Below are 23,137 nucleotides of genomic sequence, written 5' to 3' on the forward strand. Positions count from 1 at the left end.
GGGACTACGCGCCGAGCAGGCGCAGGTCGTGCGCGAGGCCTTCGGGCGTGAGCTTCTCGGTCGGCCACGAGACGCGACGGACGCCGCGGCCGTCGACGAGCAGCACGTAGGCCGAGTGGTCGAAGCCCTTGCCCTGCGGCCGGATGGCGTAGGCATCCCAGATCGGCGCGAGCTGCCGCTCGCTGCCGAGCAGGAACCGCATGCGCCCCGTGAGGCCCGTTCGGTTGAGGAAGCGCTTGGCGTTGAGCTCGGTGTCGTTCTTGGGGTCGACGGAGATGGCGAGCGTGGGGATGTCGTGCCCGATCTGGTCCATCGCCCCGCGGATCTGGTAGGCCGTCAGCGGGCACGTGTCGCGGCACGTCGAGTACATGAACGTCAGGATCACCGGCTGCCCGCGGTAGTCGGAGAGGCGGGCGACCTTGCCGTCCTGGTCGCGCAGCGTGAAGTCCGCGCGGGGGACGTCCGGCGGCAGCGAGCCGTCGAAGCCGGCCCCGCCGGCGTGGGTGCCGCCGCCGGCGAACAGCACCACGGCGAGCGCGCCGAGCAGCACGAAGCTGGCGGCGAGCATCAGCGCGAGGCGGGCGCGGAGCGGCATCATGGTCAATGCTAGGTCGCCCGCGGCGGCGGGCGGCGCGTCAGGACGGGTCGGGGTCGGGGGCCGGCACGGCGGGCTCGGCGGCGGCCGGGGCCTCGGGCTCCGGGGCCTCGGGCTCCGGGGCGTCGGGGGCCGGAGCGTCCGCCTGCGGAGCGTCCGCCTGCGGAGCCTCGGCGGCGGGAGCGTCCGCCTGCGGAGCCTCGGCGGCGGGAGCCTCCGCCTGCGGAGCCTCGGCGGCGGGCGCCTCGGGCTCGGCGGCCGGCGCCGGCTCGTCGTCCTTGAACAGGGCGGCGATCTCGTCGAGGCCCTTGATCTTGGCGCCGGAGAACTCGCCGAAGGACGTCTGCTGGCGGGAGCTGCGGGCATCGTCGCGACGCTTGCGGCGCTGCTCGTCGCGCGCCTTGTCCTCCTCGTCGCGGGCGCGGCGCTGGGCCTGGCGGTTCTCGCGCTCGAGCAGGTCGCGCTTGGGAAGGATGACCTGGGCGGCCTTCTCCGGTTCCAGCGACGCGATCATCTCGGCGGCCATGGCCTGGCCGATGGCCTGCCCGACCTCGCCGCTGGGGTGCGAGTTCTTCTTCATCCGGCGCGCGGTGTGCGACGCGCGGGCGAGCTGCTTGGCGGCATGCTGCGAGACGGGGCGGCGCGCGCCCTTCTTGAAGCCCCGGACGTTCTCGGTGACCTCTTCGCGCAGCTTCTCGGGGAACTGGCGGAAGAGCTCCTTGAGCTCTGAGATCTCGAGCGTCTCGCGCGTCGCAGCGACGGCGGCGCGCAGCTCCGGCCACGGCAGCGGATCGCGCTTGGGCTTCTCCTGCAGGCGCTTCTTGACGACCGGCAGCGTCTTCTCCTCGGCGACGCCGAGGATCTTGGGGCCCACGGTGGTCTCGGCCGGCTCGGCCGGGACCGCGCCGTCGGCGGCGGGCTCGGCGGGAGCCTCCGCCTGCGGCTCGGCGGGAGCCTCCGCCTGCGGCTCGGCGGGAGCCTCCGCCTGCGGCTCGGCGGGAGCCTCCGCCTGCGGCTCGGCGGCGGGCTCGGCATGCGGCCCGGCGGGAGCCTCCGCCTGCGGCCCGGCGGGAGCCTCCGCCTGCGGCTCGGCGGCGGGCTCGGCCTGCGGCTCCGCGGCGGCCTCCTGCGGCTCCGCGGGCGCCTGCGGCTCCTGCACCGGCGCGGCCGGCGCCTCGGACTCGGGCTCCTGCGCCGGGGCGGCCGGCGGGGCCACGGGGGCCTCGGGCTCGCCGACCGGCGTGGTCGGCTCCTGCGCCGCGACGGCGCTCTCGGGGTGCTCCTGCTGCTCGCTCACCACCTTGAAGGATGCCCGAACGTCGCGCGAGGCGTCGCGCGCCGCCGTCGCGCGGACCGCCGGGCACGCACCGGGTTACGGCTCGATGAGCCCGCGGCGGATCGCGTACCGCACCAACTCGACCCGATCGCGCATCCCGAGCTTGCGCAGCAGGTTGCCGCGATGCGACTCCACGGTCTTCTCCGACAGATGCAGGATCTCGCCGATCTCGCGGTTGGTGTGGGCCTCGGCGATGAGCTTGAGGACCTCCTGCTCGCGCGGGGTGAGCGGCTCGACCGGCCCGGTGCTGTCGTCGGCCATCCACTCGCGCACGAGCGAGCGCTGCGCGGCGTTGGTCAGGAACGGCTCGCCACGCACGACGGCGCGGACGGCGTCGACCAGGAACTGGTCGGCCTCCTTCTTGAGCACGTAGCCGCCGGCGCCGGCCTTCAGCGCCTCGAAGAGGTAGCGGTCGTCGTCGTGCATCGAGAGCATCAGCACGGCGATGTCGGGCGCGTGCGACCGGATCTCCCGCGCGGCCTGCAGCCCGGTGAGCTTCGGCATCGACACGTCGAGGATGCAGACGTCGGGGCGGTCGGCCAGCGCGCGCTCCACGGCCTCGGCGCCGTCGCCGGCCTCGGCGACGACCTCCATGTCGGCCTGGCGATCGAGCAGCAGGCGCAGCCCGCCGCGCAGGACGCCGTGGTCGTCGGCGATCAGCAGCCTCATGCGGCGCGCGTCTCCTCGGCCGCGAGCCAGAGGTCGCGGTCCAGTCGCAGCTCGACCGCCGTGCCGCGGCCGGGGACGGAGTGGACCTCCAGGCGCCCGCGCGCGAGCCGCGCCCGCTCGCGCATGCCGACCAGGCCGATGCCGTCGCCGTCGGTGCCGGCGAAGCCGACGCCGTCGTCCACGATCCGGACGATCGGACGGCCGTGGTCGCGGCCGACCTCGACCAGGACGTTGGAGGCGGCGGCGTGGCGGGTGATGTTGGAGAGGGACTCCTGCACGACGCGGTAGACCACGGTCTGCTCGTGGTCCGGGAGATCGGTCAGCTCGTCGTAGCACCGCAGCTCGGACGGGACGCCCGTCTGGTCGCTGAAGCGCTCGAGCTGGTTGCGCAGCGCGACGGTGAGCCCGTGGTCGTCGAGCGCGGCGGGGCGCAGCTCGCGTGCCAGGCGCAGCAGCTCGTCCATCGCGGTGACCGCGACGTCCTTGGTCTCGCGCAGCTCCTCGCGCAGCTCCTCGGGCGCGCTGTGGATGTGGGCCTCGAGGCGCAGCAGCACCGCGGTGAGCGCCTGGTTGCACTCGTCGTGCAGGTCGCGCGCCACGCGGGCGCGCTCGCTCTCCTGGCCCTGCAGCACGGCGGCCGCGGTGCGCGAGCGCTCGTCCTCGATGCGGCCGAGCATGCGGTTGAACGCCTGCACGAGGCGCACGACGTCGTCGGAGTCGGCCTCGGGCACGTCGGCGCGCACGCCGGGGCGCGCGAGGTCGATGCGCTCCATCACGTCGATGACCTTCTCCAGTGGGGCGAAGCGGCGGCGCAGCACGATGCCGTTGACCAGCACCGCCCCGAGGATCCCCGCCACGAGCACGAACGCCTGGCGGCGGCCGACGACGTCGTCGAGCGACAGCCGCGCGGCGACGATCGCCGCCATGCCGGTGGCGACGATGAGCAGGGCGTTGACGGCGAGGATCTGGGTGGCGAGCGGGGGCTTGCGCATCTTGGGGTCTAGACCCCATATCGGCCGCTGCGTCCATCTCCGATACACCTGATGCAGCAAGTCCCGATCGAGGACACCGAAACTCCCCTCCGAGCTTGAGGGGCACCACGCGCGGCTTGTGGTGCTTTGCGGTGGTCCTCGCACGGTGGGTAGCAGAGGCAACGGTCCATCCGGCGCCGGGGGGCGCCCCGGATGGACCGTCGCCTCCTCCCGCCGACTCGCAGCTCGCGTTCATCAAGGCCGGGATGGCCCGCTACACTTTCTGAAGCACGAATCCCGACCAGCGTTCAGGTGAATAGCAGTGAGCCCCTCCGGCGCCGAGTACATCAAGCAGGTCAAGGCCCAGATCGACGAGATCGACCCCTCCGCCGTGAGCGAGGTCACCGGCGTCGACGGCGTCGTCATCGTCGACGTGCGCGAGAGCGACGAGTGGGACGCCGGGCACCTCCCCGGCGCCAAGCACGTCCCTCGCGGCCATCTGGAGTCGCGCATCGAGGGCGCGGCAGCCGACCGCGGCCAGCGCGTGATCCTCTACTGCGCGTCGGGCAACCGCTCCGCGCTCGCGGCCAAGACGCTGCGCGACGAGCTTGGCTACGAGAACGTCGAGTCGATGACCGGCGGCTACACGCTGTGGAAGGACCGCGGCTACGCCGTCGAGGTCCCGCGCACCTTCACGCCCGAGCAGCGCCAGCGCTACTCGCGACACTTCCTCCTGCCCGAGGTCGGTGTCGAGGGCCAGCAGAAGCTGCTCGACGCCAAGGTGCTGCTGCTCGGCGCCGGCGGCCTCGGCTCGCCGACCGCGCTCTACCTCGCCGCCGCCGGCGTCGGCACGCTCGGCATCGTCGACGACGACGTGGTCGACGTCTCCAACCTGCAGCGCCAGGTCATCCACACGACCGACTCGGTCGGCACGCCGAAGGTCGACAGCGCCGAGCGCGCGATCCACGCGCTCAACCCGGACGTCCACGTCCGCAAGTACGAGACGCGCCTGGACGCATCGAACATCGTCGACATCATCAAGGACTATGACATCGTCGTCGACGGCGTCGACAACTTCCCGACGCGCTACCTGCTCAACGACGCGTCGGTGCGCCTGAAGATCCCGGTCGTCAGCGCCGCCATCCTCGGCTTCGAGGGCCAGCTCAGCGTCTTCGCGCCGTACGACGGCCCGTGCTACCGCTGCCTCTTCCGCCAGCCGCCGCCGGCCGAGCTGGCGCCGTCCTGCGGCGCCAACGGCGTTCTCGGCGTGCTGCCCGGCACGATGGGGCTGCTACAGGCCACCGAGGTCGTCAAGCTCATCATCGGCGAGGGCTCGCCGCTCATCGGCCGCCTGCTGATCTACGACGCGCTCGACGCCACGACGACCGAGCTCAAGGTCCGCCGCGACCCGGAGTGCCCGATCTGCTCGCGCGAGCCGTCGGAGATCACCGACGAGGAGCTCGGCGTCTTCCCCGACTACGAGGCGTTCTGCGCCGCGGCGGGCTAGGGTCACGGCCATGGCGACGATCCGCATTCCCCCCGTGTTGCGCCCCTCCGTGGGCGGCGAGCGTGAGGTCAGCGCCGACGGGCAGACCGTCGGCGAGGTGCTCGAGGGCCTGGCGGCCTCGCACCCCGACACCCGTGGCCAGCTGTTCGGCGACGGCGGCGAGCTCAACCGCTACGTCAACGTGTACCTCAACGACGAGGACGTCCGCGTCCTCGACGGGCTCACGACCAACGTGGGCGAGGGGGACGTGCTCGTGATCCTGCCGGCGATGGCGGGCGGAGCGCTCGCCTAGAGGCTCGCACTCCGCCTTGCGTGTGTCGGCCCCAGGGGGCCGAACCCGCGGGTGGCGGCAGACCCTGCCGCTTGGCGTCCGGGGCCCGGGGCGGGGCCCGGAACGGCGCTATATTTCCTGAAGTCATGGCCGTCCCGCCTCTTCAGAACAAGCCCTGTGGTGGTCGCTACAGCGACATCGTGGCCGCCATCGGCAACACGCCGCTGGTCGAGCTGCGCCGCCTGTCGCCCAAGCCGGGCGTCCGGATCTGGGCCAAGATGGAATCCCACAACCCGACGGGATCGGTCAAGGACCGCGTCGCGCGAGCGCTGATCGAGGACGCCGAGGAGAAGGGCGCCATCGGCCCCGGCATGACGATCCTCGAGCCGACGTCGGGCAACACCGGCATCGCGCTGGCCATGATCTCCAGCCGCAAGGGCTACCGGCTCAAGGTCGTGATGCCCGACAACGTCACGCCGGAGCGCACCCAGCTGCTGAAGATGTACGGCGCCGAGATCGTCTACTCGCCCGGCGACCAGGGCTCCAACGGCGCGGTCGCGATGGCGCTGAAGATGGCCGAGGAGGACGCCTCGTACTACATGCCCTACCAGTACGGGAACCCGGCCAACCCGCGTGCGCACTACGAGGGCACCGCGCCGGAGATCCTCGACGAGCTCGACGGCGACATCTCCGCGTTCGTCGCGGGCCTCGGGACCGGCGGCACGCTCATGGGCAACGGGCGCCGCTTCAAGGAGGAGCTCGGCGACGCGGTCAAGATCGTCGCGGCCGAGCCCATGCAGGGCGAGCCCGTCCAGGGCCTGCGCTCCCTCGACGACGGCTTCATCCCGCCGATCATCGACCTGTCGGTCCTGGATCGGAAGATCTTCGTCACCAACCGCGACGCCATCATCTGGACGCGCCGGCTGCTCGACGAGGAGGGCATCTTCGCCGGCGTCTCCTCGGGCGCCATCGCCTCGATCGCCGTGCGCATCGCCGGCGAGATGGACGAGGGCAACGTCGTGTTCATCATCTGCGACGACGGCTGGAAGTACCTCTCCTCCGGCATCTACACCCTGCCCGTCGACGAGGTCGCCAACCTCGACTCCACGGTGTGGTGGTAGGCGGAAGTCCATCCCAGGTACGCCGGCCGCCGATACCGTCCTTGATCCCACGCTAACACCCGTCTGAAAGACTTCTTCCATGCCCGGCATCGGCGTCCCCGAACTCCTCGTCATCCTCGTCATCGCCCTGATCGTCCTCGGCCCCAAGAAGCTGCCCGAAGCGGGCCGCGCCATGGGCAAGGGGATGCGCGAGTTCAAGGACTCGCTCAACGGCGACCACCACGACGACGAGAAGCCCGCGATCAAGTCGGAGTGAGGCTAGGGTCCGGGTTGATGCACATCGCCCCGGACCTCCTTCAGCAGATCGTGGACCACGCCCGGCGCGACGCGCCGGACGAGTGCTGCGGCTTCGTCTGGCTCCAGGACGACCGCGCGGCCGAGGTCGTCGAGGTCGAGAACGTGGCGCACAGCCCGTTCCGCTTCGAGGTCGGCCCCAGCGACCTCTTCGCGCTGGCCGAGTCCGGTGAGGACGGCCGGCGCGCGATCATCTACCACTCGCACACGCGCTCGGAGCCGCGTCCGTCGCAGACCGACGTGAACTTCGCGGCCAACTGGCCCGGGGTGGAGTGGCTCATCGTCGGCCTGGCCGGCGACGGCGAGCCGGAGATCCGCAACTGGCGGATCGAGCCCGACGGCACCGTCGCCGAGGTCGAGGTGCAGGTCGATGCCGGGGTCTGAGCCCCTCGTCTGCCCGTCTTGCGCCACGCCCCATCCATTGGAGGAGCGGTTCTGCCGTGACTGCGGCATGCCGCTGGTCTACGCCGGCCTGCGCGAGACGGAGGAGCCGCTGACCTCCGCCCAGGAGCGCGCCCGCAAGATCAAGCCGCAGCTGTCGGAGGGCGACCTCACGCAGGTCGCCACCGGGCGCAACCAATCGGAGGCGGAGCTGATCCAGGGCATGCTGCTCGAGGAGGGCGTGCCGTCGATGCTGCGGCGCTCGGCCGGCTTCGACGTGCCCGACATGCTCGCCGCCGGCCCGCGCGACGTGATGGTGCCCCGCTCGGGCCTGGAGGTCGCGCGCGACGTGCTGCTGCAGGCCGACCTCCTCGGCGACGCCGGCCCCGGCGCCTCGGGCGTCGACCGCCCCGCGCGCATCCTCGTGGGACTGCTGGCGGCCGTGGCGCTCGTCGCGCTGATCGCCTGGATCGGAACGGAGCTGCTGGTGTGAGCAGGACGGGAAGCCCGATCGCCGTGACGGGCGCCACGGGCGGGATCGGCCGCCGCGTCGCGGCCCGGCTGGGAGCACGCCGGCGCAACCAGCGGCTGATCGTCCGCGACCTGGCGGCCGCGCCCGCGGTCGTCGGCGCCGACATCGAGCAGATCGGCCCGGCCGGCTACCGCGACACGGCCGGGATGGTGAACGCGCTGCGCGGGACCGAGACGATGCTGCTGGTGTCGGGCCGCGAGTCGGCGCAGCGGGTGGTCGAGCACGCCGAGGCCGTGCAGGCGGCGGTGCAGGCCGGGGTGCAGCGCATCGTCTACACCTCGTTCCTCGGCGCCGACCCCGACGCGACGTTCACGTTCGCCCAGGACCATTACGCCACGGAGCAGCTGATCCGCGAGACCGGGTTGGCCTACACCTTCCTGCGCAACAGCCAGTACCTCGACTACGTGCCGCGGCTCGTCGGCGCCGACGGCGTGATCCGCGGTCCCGCGGGCCAGGGCCGGATCGCCTGGGTCTCCCGCGACGACGTCGCCGACGTCGCGGCCGCGGTGCTGGCCGCCGCCGACGGCGTCCACGACGGGCAGACCTACGACCTGACGGGCCGCGAGGCGCACACGATGGCGTGGGCCGCCGAGCAGCTGAGCGCGGCGACCGGGCGCGAGATCACGTTTCGCAACCAGGGCGTCCAGGAGGCTTACGAGTCGCGTGCGCACCTGCCGGCGGCGGACTTCGAGCTGGACGGCTGGATCACGTCCTACGTGGCGGTCGGCACGGGGGAGATGGACGTCGTCGCCGACACCGTCGAGCGTATCGCCGGCCACCCCGCGCAGGACCTTCCCGACTGGCTGGCACAGAATCCCGAGAGCTGGGCGCACCTCAGGTCGTAGGCTGAAGTCATGGCCGACACCTGCACCCACCTCGACGCCGTCGAGGTCCTGGAGCTCCCCGACGAGATCGCCGGCTGCGAGGACTGCCTCGCGATCGGCGGGCGCTGGGTCCACCTGCGCATGTGCCAGACGTGTGGGCACATCGCCTGCTGCGACGACTCGCCCAACCGGCACGCCACCGCGCACAACAAGGCGACCGACCACCCGATCATCCGCTCGGCCGAGCCGGGCGAGGACTGGAGCTGGTGCTACGTCGACCAGCTGGCGTTCCGGCTGACGGCCTGATCAGCCCGGCACGAGCGCCAGGTCCACGGCCCGCTCGGCGTGCAGGCGGGTGGTGTCGAACATCGGCACCGGCGCGTCGCCGGGGCCGACCAGCAGGTCGATCTCGGTGCATCCGAGCAGGATGGCCTCGGCGCCGCGGTCGGCGAGCCTGCGCATGATCCGGCGGTAGGCGTCGCGCGAGCCGTCGTCGACGACGCCCAGGCACAGCTCGCCGTAGATGACCTCGTGCACCACGGCGCGGTCGGGCGCGTCGGGCACGAGCACCTCGAGGCCGTGCGCGTCGCGCAGGCGGCCGACGTAGAAGTCCTGCTCCATGGTGTAGGCGGTGGCCAGCAGGCCGACCGTGCCGATCCCCGCCGCCCGGACCGCGTGGGCGGTGGTGTCGGCGATGTGCACGAACGGGACGTCGATGGCGTCCGTGATCGCGGCGGCGACCTTGTGCATGGTGTTGGTGCACAGGACGAGCAGCTCGGCGCCGCCGGCGACCAGCGCCTGCGCCTCGGCGGCCAGCAGCGCGCCGGCGTCGTTCCACGCGCCGGCGCGCTGCAGCGCCTCGATCTCGGCGAAGTCGACCGACCGCAGGAGGCAGTCGGCGGAGTGCAGGCCGCCGAGCCGCGCGCGCGTCGCCTCGTTGACGAGGCGGTAGTACTCGGCCGAGGACTCCCAGCTCATGCCGCCCAGCAGGCCGATGCGCTTCATGCGCGCACGCTACTCGTCTCCCCATTCTGCGTCACTGCGGCGGGAGGACGGGGGCTGGAGCCATCACCCGAAACGGATGGTGCGTGTCACGCCAGTTCCCGGGATCGTTGGATCCGGTGCCTCGCGCGCCTCGACATCCAACAGAAGGGATCGACCGATGGCAAACCGGCAACTCGTACTCGCTGTGTTCCCGGATGAGATCGCCGCCGACTCCGCCGCAGTGGCGTTGAAGGAGTCGGGCATCGCCGACCGGGACGCCGTCGGCATCCTGGTCCTCGATGCCAATGGCAAGCTCAAGCAGGACAAGGTGGGCGCCCACAGCACCGGCAAGGGCGCCGCGATCGGCGGCGTGATCGCGGTTCTCGGCCCGGCACTCCTGGGCCCGGCGGTCCTGGGCGGCGCGGCGGTGGGCGCGCTGCACCACAAGAACCTGGGGCTCAGCGATGCCGACAAGGCGCGCCTCAGCGTGGAGCTGAACGCCGGTAAGGCGGCAGTCGGTGTGATGGCCCATTTCGACACCGCGCCCGCGGTCTCCGATCGCCTGGCCCAGCTCGGTGGCACCCCCGAGCGTCACGACCTCACCGACGAGGCCCTCCAGGCCGCGGGGGCGGCAGACAGAGCGGCAGTCTGATCGACAGGCGCCGGCAGACACGTGGTTCCAGGTCGGGCGGACGAAGACGCCGGAGGGCCGGGTGAGACACGTCGCCGGCGAAGCGGAAGGACGGCAAGCGAAGAAGGGACAAGAGATGACGAACACACCTTTTGACGAACTCGGCCCCGTTGACTACGTGGTGGTCGAGTTCCCGGCCGGCGTAAAGAACTTCACCGGCGAGATGGCGGAGGAGCTTCTCAAGCTCGTGGACGCCGGAACGATCCGCATCATCGACGTCCTGATCCTCGACAAGAACGAGGACGGTTCGGTCGACGCCACCGAGCTGTCGGACATCGACCAGCTCGGCGAGATGCAGGCCGTCGAGGCCGAGCTGGCGGAGCTGCTGGCCGCCGACGACGTCGAGCATCTCGCCGCCGCGATGGAACCCGGCAGCACAGCGGGTGTGCTCATCTGGGAGAACCTGTGGGCCGCGCCGTTCGCCTCAGCCGCGCGACGCGCGGGAGGCCAACTCATTGCCGACGGACGGATCCCGATCCAGTCGATCATTGCCTCGGTGGAGGCCGATCCGGTCGGCGCGACGACCGAAGGAGACTGAAATGCCGCTCAGGCCAGCACGTGTAGGACGTGTAGGTGTCATCGGCCACCCGGTGGCGAAGACCGCGGTAGTGGCCTCGGCCGTGAGCCCCGGCCCCTCGCCCGTTGCGAAGACCGCGGTGGTGGCCGCGGCCGTCACCCCGGGCCGCGGTAGGCGCCGGCGCATCTGACCGGGCCGGGGCGCAGTTCTTCGCAGCCCGGCTCAAGCCGCGCCAGAGGAACGCGATGTCCGCCGCCAGCACCCCGATGGACCGTCAGCGACGCAAGCTGTTGGACCTCGTGTGGAGACGACGGGCAGCGGCGGTCGCGTTCTGCTCGTCCACTACACCTTCACGCACAGACGCTCACCGTGTCGGACGCGATGGCCGAGGCGCTTCGCGGCGCCGGCCTCGACGTCACGCAGGCCGCGATCGAGTTCACCGATCAGCGGTACATCGACCGCTTCAAGCGGTTTCCGATTCGCAACGCCTTCCTGGACGTCTCGCGGATGCTGCCTGCGCAACTGCTGCGCAAGATCGGCGAGATCCAGATTCCGCCGGAGGCGCGGCGTGACGATTACGACTTCGTGTGCGTCTTCTCGCCGACGCGGTGGCTGACCACGAACATGCCGACGCGCTCGTTCCTGAAGGCGCGGTCGACCGGCACGCTGCTGGCGGACACGCTGTTCACCGGCGTCGTGGTCTGCCGCCGGTTACTTCCCGGAGGCAATGACGACCAGGCGATCGACTGGCTCGCCGGCGTCCGCGGCCACGCGGCCGACAAGCCATGGATGCTCTACTACTCCACCGGTTGCAGCCACGCCCCGCACCACGTGACAGCCAGCGCTTGAGCCCAGCCGCCGTAGTGCGCAGCGGGGCCGACCTGCACAGGCCTCTTTACGAGATAACGATGCAGAAACCTGCTGTATAGGTCCCGTTTGTGTATCGTTAGCGCGGCGATGCACTCCGTTCCTCAGATCATCGAATACTTTCATCTCGCGTTCCTCGACGTGCTGCGCACGCGTGTGGACGTGAGCCGCTACGTCGTCAAAGGGGGTGCCAACCTGCGCTACTTCTTCGACAGCGTCCGCTACTCCGAGGACATCGATCTCGACATCTACGGCCTGGAAGCCGACTGGAAGTTCGAAGAGCAGGTCGACAACACACTGAGCGGCGACGCGCTCACGCGCCTGCTGCGCAGCGCAGGCATCACGATCGACCCCGCCGAGATCGCCAAACCCAAGCAGACAACGACCACTCGCCGCTGGAAGGTTCTCCTGACGGCGGCCGGTCACAGCGACAAGGTCCGGACCAAGGTCGAGTTCAGCAACCGCAACGGGGAAACCCGCTTCCAACTCGATGCAGTGCCTGACTCCGTGGCGGCCCCCTACGCGATGCGGCCGCCCTCGGTACAGCACTACCTGCTGGAACCCGCGACTGAGCAGAAGGTCGTCGCCCTGGCTCTGCGCCCCGAGACGCAGGCGCGCGACGTCTTCGACCTCGACGTCCTCATGCGTCGCGGCGGCCTCACCCCCGGGGCCGTCGACCAAGACCGGCGCAACACCGCAGCCGAGGCCGCCGTCGCTCTCACCTGGGACGACTTCCAGTCCCAGGTGGCCCCGTTCCTCGACCCCGCCGTGGCCGAACTCTACGACCAGGTGCGCTGGAACCAGATCCAGGACTACGTCGCCGGGGAGCTGCTCAAGTGAGGACGGCCGACGCCTTCCACGAACTCAAGACGCTCGGCCGCCCGCTTGTCGAGACCAGCGAGGCCGCTGCGCGGCTACGAGTCTCACCGAACACGGCCTCGAAGGCCCTGCGTGCCATCGAACGCGCCGGCCTGATCCGACAGGTCCACAAAGGGCTGTGGGCCATCGACCCGGAGGTGCCGCCCCGCGTCGCGGCGCCGTACCTAACCGCGCCCTATCCGGCGTACGTCTCGCTATGGTCGGCGCTAGCCCACCACGAGATGATCGAGCAGATCCCGGCTCGCATCGAGGTTGCCTCGCTGGATCGGACGCGGACGGTGTACACCCCCATGGGCGTCTACGCGATCCACCGCATCGCACCCGAGGTCTTCACCGGCTTTGAGGGCGACCCCGCGACGGGGTACCTGGCCACACCCGAGAAGGCGCTTTTCGATGTCGTGTACGTTCGCGCGCCTCGCGGAGGGCTCGTGCGATTTCCTGAGCTGACGCTGCCTGAGAGCTTTGACCGCAGCCAGCTTGAGCGCTGGGCTGAGCTGATCCCGCGGGCCCGGCTGCGGACGATCGTCAAGCGGGGAGTGCACGCCGCGCTCGAACAAGCCGACCGGCTCGCGGCCGACGAGTACTGAGCACCCCTCGCGACCTGGCAGCCGTTGACGCTGGCGTTCTCACGCCGCGGCGCCAACGCTCATATCCGCGCAAATCGAGACAGAACACGTGTTCGTGGCAAGCGCCGGTTGCCACGCGGTTCGCTTCTTCGCGAACGCACGTCGCTGTGCCCCGGTTTTGCTGTCGAACTTACGCGAACAGCCGCAGAGGTTCTGAGACAGCTTCTTATCGGGTCGCCAGAACACGTACACGCCGCCGGAGCTGAACCCTGATCCCGAATCGGGACCGAGCAGCTGCTCCAGCGCCGCGCGCATGTCGCGAGCTTCCGACTGTCGATAGACGTCCAAGAAGTACGTGCCCCACATCGAGCGGAAGTCTCTCAGCACGAGGTGCTGTGTCGCTCAGCACGGGCTCCTTCACCCGGCCGCTGCCACCCAAGGGACATCGGCCCGCCGGACGGTCGACCCCGATCGGCGTGACGGCGCGAGCCCAGCAACCGCAAGGGATGCGCCGTTCTCAGGTTTCAAGGCCCTTCTCCAGAGGGCCCGAAAACCTGAGAAACAACCTGAGCGCAGGCCCCTAGCGCGGCCGGTGTGACCCGATCTCCACCGCCTGCTGGTAGGTGGGGCGGTTGATCCACGGGATCAGCGGCTGCGTGATGGCGCCCAGCGCACGGAAGCTGACGGCGTCGAAGCAGGTCTGGTCCCCGTCGCGGTTGGCCTTCTGGCACGTCGCGTCGCCCGAGTAGAGCTCCGACGCCGGCACGGTGAGCGCGGCCTTCAGCGACTGGCGCAGCAGCGTGCGGCAGTCGGCCAGCACGCCCTTGCCGCAGAACGTACGCGCGTACTGCTGCTTGACCGGCTCGCCGAGCAGCGTGCGCAGATCCTTGGCCGCGTAGCCGTACCAGCCCTCCTGGTAGGCCGACCCGAGGTGATCGCCGTGGTTGTTGGGGGTGTTGTCCTGGCCGTGGGGCAGCGTCGCGAAGAGCGTGGCGCCGAGCGTCGGACGGAACTGCGCCTCCAGCCACCTCGGCCACCACGCGTCCATGATCCGGACCGCGTCGGCGTGGTCGTAGGTGCCGTCGCCGTCCCTGTCGCGGCGCTGCGTCCCGGAGGCGACCCACGCCTTGAGCGTGTCGACCGCCGCCGCGAGCTGCGGGTCGGTCGGCGTGCCGATGACCTTCAGCGCGAGGGGGAGGACCTCCTGGCCGCGGAGGTCGGTCGTGCCGGCCTCCTCCATCGCGTCGGCCAGGCCGGGCAGGTCGAGCTTGGCGCCGCCCTGCAGCCGCTCGTCGAGCTGGCGGTCGAGCATCTGCGAGCGGAAGACCGAGCTGAACAGGTTGGAGTCCGCGCCCGCGAAGCCCTGCGCCTGGCGGTTGTTCCAGGAGGTGATGTAGTCCTGGTTGACGACCTGCGGGTGCTCCTGCATCGGGGTGTAGTCCGCGACGTTGGTCTCCGGGTCCCAGCCGTTCCACGTGTTCGCGGGGTCCATCGGCAGCTGGCCGGTCGTGCCCGCCGCCCGCACCGGGTTGTTGCCGGAGTTGAAGTAGGCCACGTCGCGGTCGTCGGCGTAGAGCCAGTTGAACGTGTAGCCGATCTTGTAGGCCGCGCGGGCGAAGCTCTCGGCGTCGTGCACCTTGTCGGGGTCGTTGAAGTCGGAGAACCCGCGCGCGGAGTCGACCTCGTGCCGGTAGGTGGTCCGCAGCGACGTGAACAGCACCGGCTTGCCCTTGACCGTGCCGCGCGCCCGCACGAGGCCGAGCTTGGTGCGCAGCGTCCGCAGCGTCTGGGTGCCGGGCGCCGTCTGGTCGGCGGCGTTGGGCAACCACGTGTTCTTGCGCTCGAGGACCTCGACGCCCAAGCACCGGCCGCGGAAGCGGTAGTGCATGGAGTCCTGGCAGGTCGGCACCGCGAAGGTGTCGATGATGTCCTGGCCGGCGGATGTCGCGGACCACGCGTAGTCGCGGCCGTGCCCCAGCTGGACGAAGAGGTTGACGCCGGCGAAGGCCGAGCCGCGCGCGTCGATGGTCGGCGCGTGGACGTCCTGCTCCATCAGGATCTCCGGTGCGAAGTAGGAGACCTGCGGGCCGAAGACGGCGATCGGGTGGCCGGACTTCGACTTGGCGGCCGAGACGACCAGGGCGTTCGAGTTGGACTTGGGCAGTGCCAGGAGGCCGGGCAGGCCGCCCACCGGCGGTGTGCCGCCGGCGGCGCCGCTCGGCAGGTCGGTGCCCGCGACCACCACGGGCTCGGGCTGCAGCGAGCCATCGTCGGGCAGCACCTCGGCGCCCTGGGCGGGCTGGGCGGCGGGCTGCTGGTACGGGAAGCTTCCCTCCTTGACGGTCGTCGGCGCGTCAGGGTCGTCGAACGCGGCGAGCTGGTACCAGAGCTTGCGCCCGTCCTCGTCGCCGAAGCGATCCTGAAGGCGCTGGAGGAACTGGGCCATCCCGAGCTCCTGTCCGCCGCCCTTGCCGAAGATGGCGCCGACGAGCGACGCGGTGGCGATGACGTCGGTCCCCTTCCACGGGTCCGGGCCGAGCAGCCGTCCGATCGCCGCGTACTCACCGGGCATCTTGGTCGGATCGAGCCTGGCCTCGTTGATATAGGTGTTGACGCCCGCGACGTAGTCGGCGAGATCGGCCTGCAGCTGCCGTCCATCGGCGCCGTACAGCTCGTCGAACTGGTCGATCTGCTGCTGCAGGTCGGCCTCGGTGTAGGGCGCCAGCGCCCACTGCTCCTGGTCCATCGCGCGGTTGCCGGGAGCGCCGCCGGCGAAGGACGACAGCTGCGCGCGTCCGGCGTGGCGCAGCACGTCGATGAAGAACAGGCGGTCCTGCGCGGCCGCGTAGCCCTCGCCGAACATGGCGCCGCCGCGCGTCGTCCCGTAGATGTGGGGGACGCCGTAGCCCGCGTCGCGCACGATCGTGACGTCGCCGCGCGGGCTGACCGAGCTGGCGACGTCGCCGTCGCGCACGCCGAAGGTGGAGTCCTTGAAGTACTTGGGCAGCGTCTCGGTGGTCAGGCCCGGCGTCGCGCGCACCAGGTCGGCGTACATCGCCAGCTGGTCGTCGTTGTGGGCCGGACGCGCGCCGGTGGCCAGAAACGCGCCGATCTGGAAGACGTTGGCCAGGCCGTTGGTGCCGGGCGGCAGGACGTCGCGAAAGCCGCCGTAGTCGTCGGTGGCGTACGGCGTGACGGGCGCGGCGGCGCGAGCGGCCGGCGCGAGCGCGATCGACAAGACGGTGGCCGTCGCGAGCGCGGCGACCTTCGGAACGTTCATCCAGCTCTCCCTCCCCAAGTGAGTGCTGACCCACCCAGAACGTTAGAGCTATGTGCCGCCGGCGTGCGCCGCTTCCCGTTCGCCGTCGAGCACGGTGCGAACACCGAGGCCGGCGAGGATCGCCCGGGCCGGTGACCAGGACGACGGAGCGGCGGCGACCTCCTCCTTCGCTCGCCGCCGCTCCGCGGTCACATCAGGGTGCTGCGTGGTGCGTGGCTAGACCAGCACGGGAACACGCGCATCGCAGATCTCGGCGATCTGCTCGGCGGCGCGGTCGAACTCGTCGTCCGACAGCACCGGGGTTCCCTCGAAGGGCAGGTCGCGCGTGATCTCGAGCCACGACCGGCAGCCACCGAACTCGTCCTTGACCCGCACGGTGACCGGCCGCGGAATGCGGTAGGTGCGCAGGAGGACGACGTGCAACGGATGGCGACGCTTCCATGCCAGGCGCTTCTCGGCGTAGTCGGTCGTCCACACGTAGTAGGGGGACAGCTCACCGACCGATCGGGGGTCGGTGATCGTCCAGCTGGCGGCCACCTCGGCCCATGCGCGGATGCGCACGCGGTCGGGCTGGCCGATCCCGCCGTCACGCGTCAGCGCGTGAAGCGGCGGCTCACCGTCCGGCCAGACACCCTCTTCGAGGGCGCGGCGGAGCTCCGGCTGGTGCGAGTCTCGCACCAAGTCGTAGCGCTGGTGATCGAACGTCGGATAGAGGAAGAAGCGGTCATGCTCCAGGCTGAAGTTCCGGCTGGGCTCGCCCACGCCACCCTTACGCAGGGTGACGAGCTGCTCGCCCTCGGCGAGCGCGCGGACGGTGACCGCCCATTCCTTGATTGCAATAGGCATAGGAGGGGGTTCAGAGGTAAGTGACGACAGAAATCCCGCGCATCACCGGTACCCCGGGGACGCGTCGGGAAGGACGTCGATTGTCGCACGCGTTGTGAAGATCCCAAAATCTTCCTGCTAACAAGAGGTATTCATGGTGACCAAGTTGGCGCGTAGACGCTCAAAATGAACGTCTCCGTCCGGTCAATCCTCCCCGACGCGCAGCCCGGCCATCCCCTCGAAGGCCTCCAGGAGCGCCGAGAAGTCCGCGTCGGCGTAGCCGCGCCCCACCGCGGCCACCAGCGCGTCGCGCGCGCCGCTCGCCGCCGGGAACGGCACGCCGGCGGCCTGCGCCTCCTCCAGGCAGAGGCGCACGTCCTTGAGCATGTGCTCGGTCTTGAAGAGCACCGTGTAGTCGTGCTCGCGCATCGGCCTGGCCTTCAGCGTCACCATCGTCGAGCTGCCCGACCCCGCCGCGAGGATCTGCTCCAGCGCCTCCAGGTCGACCCCGGTGGCCGACCCCATCACGAGCGCCTGGGCGAGCGTCGCGGCGTTGGCGGCCGCCACGGCGTTGTTGATGAGCTTGATCGTCTGGCCGTGGCCGAGCGCGCCGACGTGCACGATCGTCCTGCCCATCACCTTCAACAGCGGCATCGCGCGGCCGACGTCGGCCTCGCCGCCGCCGGCCATGATCGTCAGCGTGCCGGCCTGCGCGGCCGGCGACGATCCGGTCACCGGCGCATCGACGAAGCGGATGGAGCGCTGCGCGAGCTCGGCGCCGATCCGGCGGGCGTCGGCCGGGGCGATCGTCGACATGTCCACGAACAGCGCCCCCTCGCCGGCGGCCGTTGCAGCGCCGTCCTCGCCGAGCAGGATCTGCTCCACCTGGGCGCCGTCGACGACCATCGAGATCACGACGTCGGCGCCGGCCGCCGCCTCGGCCGGGGTCGCGACGGCGGTCGCGCCGTGCTCCTGCGCCCACGCCTCCGCCTTGCCCGGCGTGTGCGTCCACGCCGTCACGGCGAAGCCGGCGCGCTGGAGGTTCGCGGCCATGCGGGAGCCCATGATCCCAAGACCGAGGAAGCCGACGGATGTCATGCCGCCGACCCTAACTTGCCGCGGCGACCGGCTCGTCGCCGTTGGTCTCCAGCCCGAGCCGGTGTGCGACCGCGGCGGCCTCGGTGCGGCTGCGCACGTCGAGCTTGGCGAGGATCCGGGAGACGTGGACCGACGCGGTCTTCTCGGCCATGAAGAGGCGCTCGCCGATCTCGCGGTTCGTGCGGCCGTGGGCGACGAGGGCCAGCACCGAGCGCTCCCGCGGGGTGAGGCCCAGCTCGGCGCCGGGATCCGGCGCGACGGCGCCGGGGGCGGTCGCGGGCGCGCCGGCCGCGCCGCCGCGGGGCGCGACGGTGCCGCCCGGCGCCTCCAGGCGCAGCCGGCCGCGGCGCGCCAGGGCGGCCAGCTCGTCGACCAGCCACGCGGCGCCCAGGCGGCGGGCGATGGCCATCGCGTCGGCTCCCGCGGCTTCGGCCCCGGCGCGGTCGCCGGTCGACAGGCGGGCCTCGGCCTCGCGCCAGCGCACGCGCGCCACGCGGAACGGCCGGTCGATCGCCGCCCACGCCTCGGCGGCCGCCGCCCAGCGCTCGGCGTCGGCGCGTCCCTCGGCGGCGGCGACCTCCGCCTCGGCGACCAGCACGAGCGCGTGGGCCTCGGGCATCGCCGAGGCGAACGGGCGCTCGGCGGCCTCGCGCGTCTGCGCGGCGAAGCGCCCCGCGGCGGCGATGGCGCGGGCCTCGTCGTCGGCGCGGCCGAGGTCGCGGGCCTGCTGCGCCGCGTCGGCCTCGACGCCGGCCGCCGAGGAGTAGATGCGCGCCAGGCGCGCGCCGTCGTCCATCGCGTCGGTGTCGACGAGGCGCTCCAGTCCGGTGCGGATCGCCTCGCGCGCGGCGTCGACGTTGCGCTCGCGGCGCTCCAGGCCCGCCATCAGCGCGGTGATGGGCGCGTGCCACTGGGGCTCGTAGGAGCGGGCGACCAGCTCGCGTGCGAGCTCGAGGCGGGCGCGCGCCTCGGCGTGGCGTCCGCGGCCGAGCTCCAGCTCGCCGCGGACGAGCTCGAAGAACACGCGGGTCGTGCCCTGAACGCCACGGCCGAGCTCGACGGGCGCGAGCGCGTCGGCCTCGTCCCAGAACCCCAAGGCGAAGGAGATCTCGGCCTGCTGCAGCGCCAGCCACTTGGCGTCGCGGCCCATCGCGCGGACCTCGTCGCGGCCCTCGATCAGCAGCTCGCGCGCCTCGACGCTGGCGCCCGTGAGGTGCATCGCGTCGGAGAGGTTGAGGTAGCCGCGCAGCAACTGGTCGACGTTGCGGTCCTCGCGGGCCAGCTGCATCGCCTCGCGGATGGAGCGGAAGCCCTCGTCGCTGTCGGGGCCGCCGCGCAGGCAGATGCCCTTCGTGTTCAGCGCGTGCATCCGCGCGAAGCGCGAGCCGACCGCGTCGGCGGCGGCCAGGGCCTCGTCGGCCATGGCGCGGCCGTCCGCGTAGCGGCCCCAGAGCATCAGGCCGCCGGCCTTGGCCGCCAGCAGGCGGGCGCGCTCCTCGGTCGGCGGCGTGGGCGGCAGGAGTGCGAGCGCCTGGTCCCAGGCCTCGAGCGCGATCTGGCCCTTGCCCTGCGACCAGCGCGCCTTGCCGAGGCGCTCGAGCAGCAGGGCGGCGCGGCCGGGCTCGGCCTCCTGGTCGAGCTCGTGCAGCGCCTTCTTGATCAGCACGATGCAGCGGCCGTAGTCGAACTGGTGCGCGTTGCCGGCCCGGGCGAGCAGCGCGACGTGGTCCATGCCGATCAGCGACCCGGCGTCGTCGACGCGATCCCAGAGCTCGAGCGCGCGCTCGTAGAACGCGGCCGCCTCGCCCTCGGCGTGGACGCGCTCGGCGGTCTGCGCGGCGCGCACCGCCGTGCGCAGCGCGGACGGCTGGTCGCCCGCGGCGTCGAAGTGATGGGCGATCTCGGCGGCGCGATCCAGGCCCACGCAGGTGTCGCAGTCGACGCGGACGTCGAGCACCTGCGCCAGGCGCAGGTGCAGCTCGGCGTGCTCGCCGGGGAGCAGGTCGTCGTGGACGGCCTCGCGCAGGAGCGCGTGGCGGAAGGCGATGTGGCCGTCGGGCTGGGTGACGAGGACGTGATGGGCGACCGCCTCGCGGAGAGCGTCGCGCAGCGCGCGCGGCTCCAGCGCGCTGGCCTCCTCCAGGATGTCGTGCTCGATCCGCTGGGCGGCCGAGACCCAGCGCAGCGCCTCCTGGGTGACGTCGCCGAGGGCCTCGACCCGGAGCATGAGCGCGTCGCGCAGCGACTCGGGCAGCGTGCCGTCGCCCTCGCGCTCGGCGGCCAGGATCTCCTCGGCGTACAGGGCGTTGCCCTCGCTGCGGGCCCACACGCGGTCCAGCAGGTCGCTCTCGGGCGCGGTCCCGAGGATCGCGGCGAGCTGGGCGCCGAGCTCCTCGCGCGTGAACCGCTCCAGCGGCACGCGCTGCGCGCGCTCGGCCCGCTCGATCTCCGCCAGGAAGGGGCGCAGCGGATGGCGGCGGTGCAGCTCGTCGACGCGGTAGCTGGAGATGACGAGCAGGCGCTGATGGCAGACGTTGCGGGCCAGGAACGACAGGAAGTCGCGCGTGGAGCGGTCGGCCCAGTGGAGGTCGTCGATGACCAGCACGACGGGCGACTCGGTGCACAGGCGCTCGAAGAGCATGAGCAGCAGCTCGAAGAGGCGGCCCTGGGCGCTGCCGGCGTACGGCTCCACGAGCAGGTCGGCCGGCGTGCCGAGCTCGGGCAGGAGGCGCGCGAGCTCGCCGCGCGCCGGGCCGAGGTCGTCGAACACCGGGTGGCCGCGGCGCACGAGGGAGCGCAGGGCCGAGACGATCGGGGCGTAGGGCAGCTCGCTGTCGCCCAGGTCGATGCAGTCGCCCCAGAGGACGCGGACGCCGTCAGCCTGCGCCAGGTCGGCGAAGTGGTCGAGCAGGCGGGTCTTGCCGACGCCCGACTCGCCGGCCACGAATAGGAGCCCGCTGTGGCCGGTGCGGGCGTAGGACAGGGCCGCGCCGAGTTGGGTGAGCTCGGCGCGGCGGCCGATGAAGGCGTCGCTGGTGACGCGTGCGGGCATGGGCGCACCATGATCCCGCACGCGCCGGAGGAGGGAGAGGTCGGTGGGTTGGGAGGTCACGCGTGCGCGGCGTGGGGATGACGCACGTCGCGCCGGCCGCGGAACCGCCCGAGGAGGGCCGCGCGCTGAGGGATGCGCGGCAGGGGGCGGGTCCGTCGGCCGGCGCGCATGGCGTCCTCGGCCAGCGCTGCGGCGAGAGGCTTGGAGAGGAGAGAGAGCATGGACTACATACTCGGGCTGAGGCCGGTGGCGCACATCGGGAGGACGGTGCGACCTGCGACCCCTTACCCCTTACTCCCGGGCGGGGACCCCTTACCCCGCCTGTGTAGCGTGCGCGCCGATGGCTGACCCGACCTCCGATCGTCCCCTGCGCGTCGTGCTCGCCGGCTTCGGCCTGGCCGGCGCCGTGCTGCATGCACCGCTGATCGCCACCACTGAGGGGCTCGAGCTGGTCGGGGCGGTGACGCGCGCACCGGAGCGGCGGGCGGCGCTGGCGCGGGCACATCCGGGGGCGGTGGCGTACGACACGCTGGACGACGCGCTGGCGGGCGGCGACGTCGACCTGGTGGTGGTGGCGTCCCCCAATCGCTTCCACGTGCCGCTGGCGACGGCGGCGATCGCGGCCGGCTCGCACGTCGTCGTCGACAAGCCGCTGGCGGTCACGGCCGCGGAGGCGGGCGTGGTGGCGGCGCGGGCCGAGGAGGCCGGCGTCGTGCTGTCGGTGTTCCACAACCGGCGCTGGGACGACGACTTCCTGACGCTCGGGCGCGTCGTGGCGGAGGGGCGGCTGGGCGCGCTGCTGCGGGTCGAGTCGCGGTTCGACCGCTGGCGGCCGGCGCTCAAGGAGGGCGCGTGGCGCGAAGGGGGCGACCTCGCCGACGGCGGCGGGCTGCTGCTGGACCTCGGCAGCCATCTCGCAGACCAGGCCGTGCAGCTGCTCGGGCCGGTGAAGTCGGTGTACGCGGAGCTCGACGTGCGCCGGCAGGGCGCGGTCGTGGAGGACGACGTGTTCCTGGCGCTGGAGCACGCGGGCGGCGCGCGGTCGCACCTGTGGGCCGGCATGCACGCGGCGCACCCGGCGCCGCGGTTCCGTGTGCTGGGCGACCGGGCGGCGTTCGTCTCGGAGGGGCTCGACCCGCAGGAGGAGCAGCTGCGCGCCGGCGGATCGCCGCTGGATGCGGGGTTCGGGCGCCGTGCCGGGTCGTCGGCGGCGCGGATCTTCGTCGGTGAGGAGGGCGCGGACGGCGAGCCGGTGACGATGGAGGCGGGGCGCTGGGCGGCGTTCTACGCCGGGGTCGTGGAGGCGATCCGGACGGAGGGCGCGCCGCCGGTGAGCGGTGCGGAGGCCGTGGCCGTTCTCGCGATCCTGGACGCCGCGCGCGAGAGCGCCGCGCGGCGGACCGTCGTCGCGGTGGGATGACCGCGGCGGGCGGGGCTTAACGTGCTGACGGTGGGCGCGGCGCCGCTGAACCGCGGCGGAGCGGTGTCGGTGCTCGGGCCTTCAAGTTCGCGGGCAGTGCGCTGGCGCCCGTGGTGTGGCTGGCGTTGTACGCCGCCGACGTGCGGCTGGCGTTCAGGTCGGGCGCGGGTGGTGCGGCGCGCGTTCGGGGCGATGACAGGGAGGTGGAGGGGGCGCCGGCGTCGGTGGCGTTCAGCTCGGTCGTGGGTGGTGGTTCGGTGCGGGGTTCGTCGGCACTGACAGGGAGGTGGCAAGCGGGCCGGCGCCCGGGGGCTGCCGCGGGGGCTGGGAGTTGTTGGTGGTGTTGGCGCCTGACTCGAAGAATGGGTGTAGGAGACCCACACCTCGAGTCGGACGAGGGGCGGCGCTCCGTGTCGAGGAAAGGGTCCATGAGACCCATAGGTCGACACGGATCCCC

General features: G+C 72.0%; 25 protein-coding genes. 14 read left to right on the forward strand and 11 right to left on the reverse strand.

What is annotated here, in order from left to right; translation table 11 throughout:
- Nucleotides 1-4: 4 nt before the first annotated feature.
- The 4 genes from VK501_RS15460 to VK501_RS15475 form a co-directional block, all read right to left on the reverse strand.
- Nucleotides 5-595, reverse strand: coding sequence for an SCO family protein (locus VK501_RS15460; RefSeq protein ID WP_324338827.1), 591 nt, complete (start codon nucleotides 593-595; stop codon nucleotides 5-7).
- A 40-nt stretch (nucleotides 596-635) separates the two neighbouring features.
- On the reverse strand, nucleotides 636-1,892 hold the full coding sequence (locus VK501_RS15465; RefSeq protein ID WP_324338829.1) for a hypothetical protein: 1,257 nt from the start codon (nucleotides 1,890-1,892) through the stop codon (nucleotides 636-638).
- Between the two features lie 75 nt (nucleotides 1,893-1,967).
- On the reverse strand, nucleotides 1,968-2,600 hold the full coding sequence (locus tag VK501_RS15470) for a response regulator transcription factor (RefSeq protein ID WP_324338831.1): 633 nt from the start codon (nucleotides 2,598-2,600) through the stop codon (nucleotides 1,968-1,970).
- The gene (locus tag VK501_RS15475) at nucleotides 2,597-3,592 is read right to left on the reverse strand and encodes a sensor histidine kinase (RefSeq protein WP_324338833.1); all 996 of its coding nucleotides are present in this window, start codon (nucleotides 3,590-3,592) and stop codon (nucleotides 2,597-2,599) included. Before VK501_RS15475 ends, VK501_RS15470 begins: the two co-directional genes overlap by 4 nt.
- A 301-nt stretch (nucleotides 3,593-3,893) precedes the next feature.
- On the opposite strand from VK501_RS15475, the gene moeB reads away from it, so the two are divergent.
- From moeB to VK501_RS15515, 8 genes are all read left to right on the forward strand, one after another.
- A complete protein-coding gene (gene moeB, locus VK501_RS15480; RefSeq protein ID WP_324338835.1) occupies nucleotides 3,894-5,078 on the forward strand; it encodes a molybdopterin-synthase adenylyltransferase MoeB in 1,185 nt (394 codons plus the stop codon).
- Nucleotides 5,079-5,088: 10 nt separating this feature from the next.
- Nucleotides 5,089-5,370: a ubiquitin-like small modifier protein 1 gene (locus tag VK501_RS15485; RefSeq protein ID WP_324338837.1), complete on the forward strand. Its 282-nt coding sequence runs from the start codon at nucleotides 5,089-5,091 to the stop codon at nucleotides 5,368-5,370.
- A gap of 125 nt (nucleotides 5,371-5,495) precedes the next feature.
- Nucleotides 5,496-6,470 (forward strand): cysteine synthase family protein, encoded by a 975-nt coding sequence (locus tag VK501_RS15490; protein WP_324338838.1) that lies wholly within the window; start codon nucleotides 5,496-5,498, stop codon nucleotides 6,468-6,470.
- 79 nt (nucleotides 6,471-6,549) lie between these two features.
- Nucleotides 6,550-6,726, forward strand: a complete 177-nt coding sequence (locus VK501_RS15495) for a twin-arginine translocase TatA/TatE family subunit (RefSeq protein WP_324338839.1) — start codon at nucleotides 6,550-6,552, stop codon at nucleotides 6,724-6,726.
- A gap of 17 nt (nucleotides 6,727-6,743) precedes the next feature.
- The gene (locus VK501_RS15500; protein ID WP_324338841.1) at nucleotides 6,744-7,148 is read left to right on the forward strand and encodes a M67 family metallopeptidase; all 405 of its coding nucleotides are present in this window, start codon (nucleotides 6,744-6,746) and stop codon (nucleotides 7,146-7,148) included.
- A 67-nt stretch (nucleotides 7,149-7,215) separates the two neighbouring features.
- The gene (locus VK501_RS15505) at nucleotides 7,216-7,638 is read left to right on the forward strand and encodes a hypothetical protein (RefSeq protein WP_324338843.1); all 423 of its coding nucleotides are present in this window, start codon (nucleotides 7,216-7,218) and stop codon (nucleotides 7,636-7,638) included.
- On the forward strand, nucleotides 7,635-8,522 hold the full coding sequence (locus VK501_RS15510; RefSeq protein ID WP_324338845.1) for an NAD(P)H-binding protein: 888 nt from the start codon (nucleotides 7,635-7,637) through the stop codon (nucleotides 8,520-8,522). The genes VK501_RS15505 and VK501_RS15510 overlap by 4 nt, the downstream gene beginning before the upstream one ends.
- A 9-nt stretch (nucleotides 8,523-8,531) precedes the next feature.
- Nucleotides 8,532-8,807, forward strand: coding sequence for a UBP-type zinc finger domain-containing protein (locus VK501_RS15515; protein ID WP_324338846.1), 276 nt, complete (start codon nucleotides 8,532-8,534; stop codon nucleotides 8,805-8,807).
- Here the strand turns inward: VK501_RS15515 and VK501_RS15520 are convergent, their stop codons facing one another.
- Nucleotides 8,808-9,506, reverse strand: coding sequence for an aspartate/glutamate racemase family protein (locus VK501_RS15520; RefSeq protein ID WP_324338848.1), 699 nt, complete (start codon nucleotides 9,504-9,506; stop codon nucleotides 8,808-8,810).
- A gap of 157 nt (nucleotides 9,507-9,663) precedes the next feature.
- On the opposite strand from VK501_RS15520, the gene VK501_RS15525 reads away from it, so the two are divergent.
- From VK501_RS15525 to VK501_RS15545, 5 genes are all read left to right on the forward strand, one after another.
- Nucleotides 9,664-10,137 carry a hypothetical protein gene (locus tag VK501_RS15525; protein WP_324338850.1) on the forward strand — a complete coding sequence of 158 codons (474 nt, stop codon included), beginning with the start codon at nucleotides 9,664-9,666 and terminating at the stop codon, nucleotides 10,135-10,137.
- A 115-nt stretch (nucleotides 10,138-10,252) separates the two neighbouring features.
- Nucleotides 10,253-10,714, forward strand: a complete 462-nt coding sequence (locus VK501_RS15530; RefSeq protein ID WP_324338852.1) for a DUF6325 family protein — start codon at nucleotides 10,253-10,255, stop codon at nucleotides 10,712-10,714.
- Between the two features lie 360 nt (nucleotides 10,715-11,074).
- Complete coding sequence (locus VK501_RS15535; RefSeq protein ID WP_324338854.1) at nucleotides 11,075-11,542, forward strand: hypothetical protein; 468 nt, start codon at nucleotides 11,075-11,077, stop codon at nucleotides 11,540-11,542.
- Between the two features lie 108 nt (nucleotides 11,543-11,650).
- Nucleotides 11,651-12,400 (forward strand): nucleotidyl transferase AbiEii/AbiGii toxin family protein, encoded by a 750-nt coding sequence (locus VK501_RS15540; RefSeq protein ID WP_324338856.1) that lies wholly within the window; start codon nucleotides 11,651-11,653, stop codon nucleotides 12,398-12,400.
- Nucleotides 12,397-13,026, forward strand: a complete 630-nt coding sequence (locus tag VK501_RS15545; RefSeq protein ID WP_324338858.1) for a hypothetical protein — start codon at nucleotides 12,397-12,399, stop codon at nucleotides 13,024-13,026. Before VK501_RS15540 ends, VK501_RS15545 begins: the two co-directional genes overlap by 4 nt.
- A 39-nt stretch (nucleotides 13,027-13,065) precedes the next feature.
- On the opposite strand, the gene VK501_RS15550 is transcribed toward VK501_RS15545, so the two are convergent.
- The 6 genes from VK501_RS15550 to VK501_RS15575 form a co-directional block, all read right to left on the reverse strand.
- Nucleotides 13,066-13,392, reverse strand: coding sequence for a hypothetical protein (locus VK501_RS15550; protein WP_324338860.1), 327 nt, complete (start codon nucleotides 13,390-13,392; stop codon nucleotides 13,066-13,068).
- Nucleotides 13,393-13,585: 193 nt separating this feature from the next.
- Entirely contained in the window at nucleotides 13,586-16,285 is a 2,700-nt protein-coding gene (locus VK501_RS15555; protein WP_324338862.1) for a penicillin acylase family protein, read from the reverse strand.
- A 216-nt stretch (nucleotides 16,286-16,501) separates the two neighbouring features.
- Nucleotides 16,502-17,131: a DUF1802 family protein gene (locus VK501_RS15560; protein ID WP_324338864.1), complete on the reverse strand. Its 630-nt coding sequence runs from the start codon at nucleotides 17,129-17,131 to the stop codon at nucleotides 16,502-16,504.
- Nucleotides 17,132-17,314: 183 nt separating this feature from the next.
- Entirely contained in the window at nucleotides 17,315-18,208 is an 894-nt protein-coding gene (locus VK501_RS15565) for an NAD(P)-dependent oxidoreductase (RefSeq protein ID WP_324338865.1), read from the reverse strand.
- A gap of 10 nt (nucleotides 18,209-18,218) precedes the next feature.
- Nucleotides 18,219-21,260, reverse strand: coding sequence for an ATP-binding protein (locus tag VK501_RS15570; RefSeq protein WP_324338866.1), 3,042 nt, complete (start codon nucleotides 21,258-21,260; stop codon nucleotides 18,219-18,221).
- Nucleotides 21,261-21,316: 56 nt separating this feature from the next.
- On the reverse strand, nucleotides 21,317-21,481 hold the full coding sequence (locus tag VK501_RS15575) for a hypothetical protein (protein WP_324338868.1): 165 nt from the start codon (nucleotides 21,479-21,481) through the stop codon (nucleotides 21,317-21,319).
- Nucleotides 21,482-21,600: 119 nt separating this feature from the next.
- Here VK501_RS15575 and VK501_RS15580 point away from each other — a divergent pair, with 119 nt between their 5' ends.
- Nucleotides 21,601-22,680 carry a Gfo/Idh/MocA family protein gene (locus VK501_RS15580; protein ID WP_324338871.1) on the forward strand — a complete coding sequence of 360 codons (1,080 nt, stop codon included), beginning with the start codon at nucleotides 21,601-21,603 and terminating at the stop codon, nucleotides 22,678-22,680.
- The last annotated feature ends 457 nt before the right edge of the window (nucleotides 22,681-23,137 follow it).

Source organism: Baekduia sp., assembly GCF_035318805.1.
Classification (GTDB): domain Bacteria; phylum Actinomycetota; class Thermoleophilia; order Solirubrobacterales; family Solirubrobacteraceae; genus Baekduia.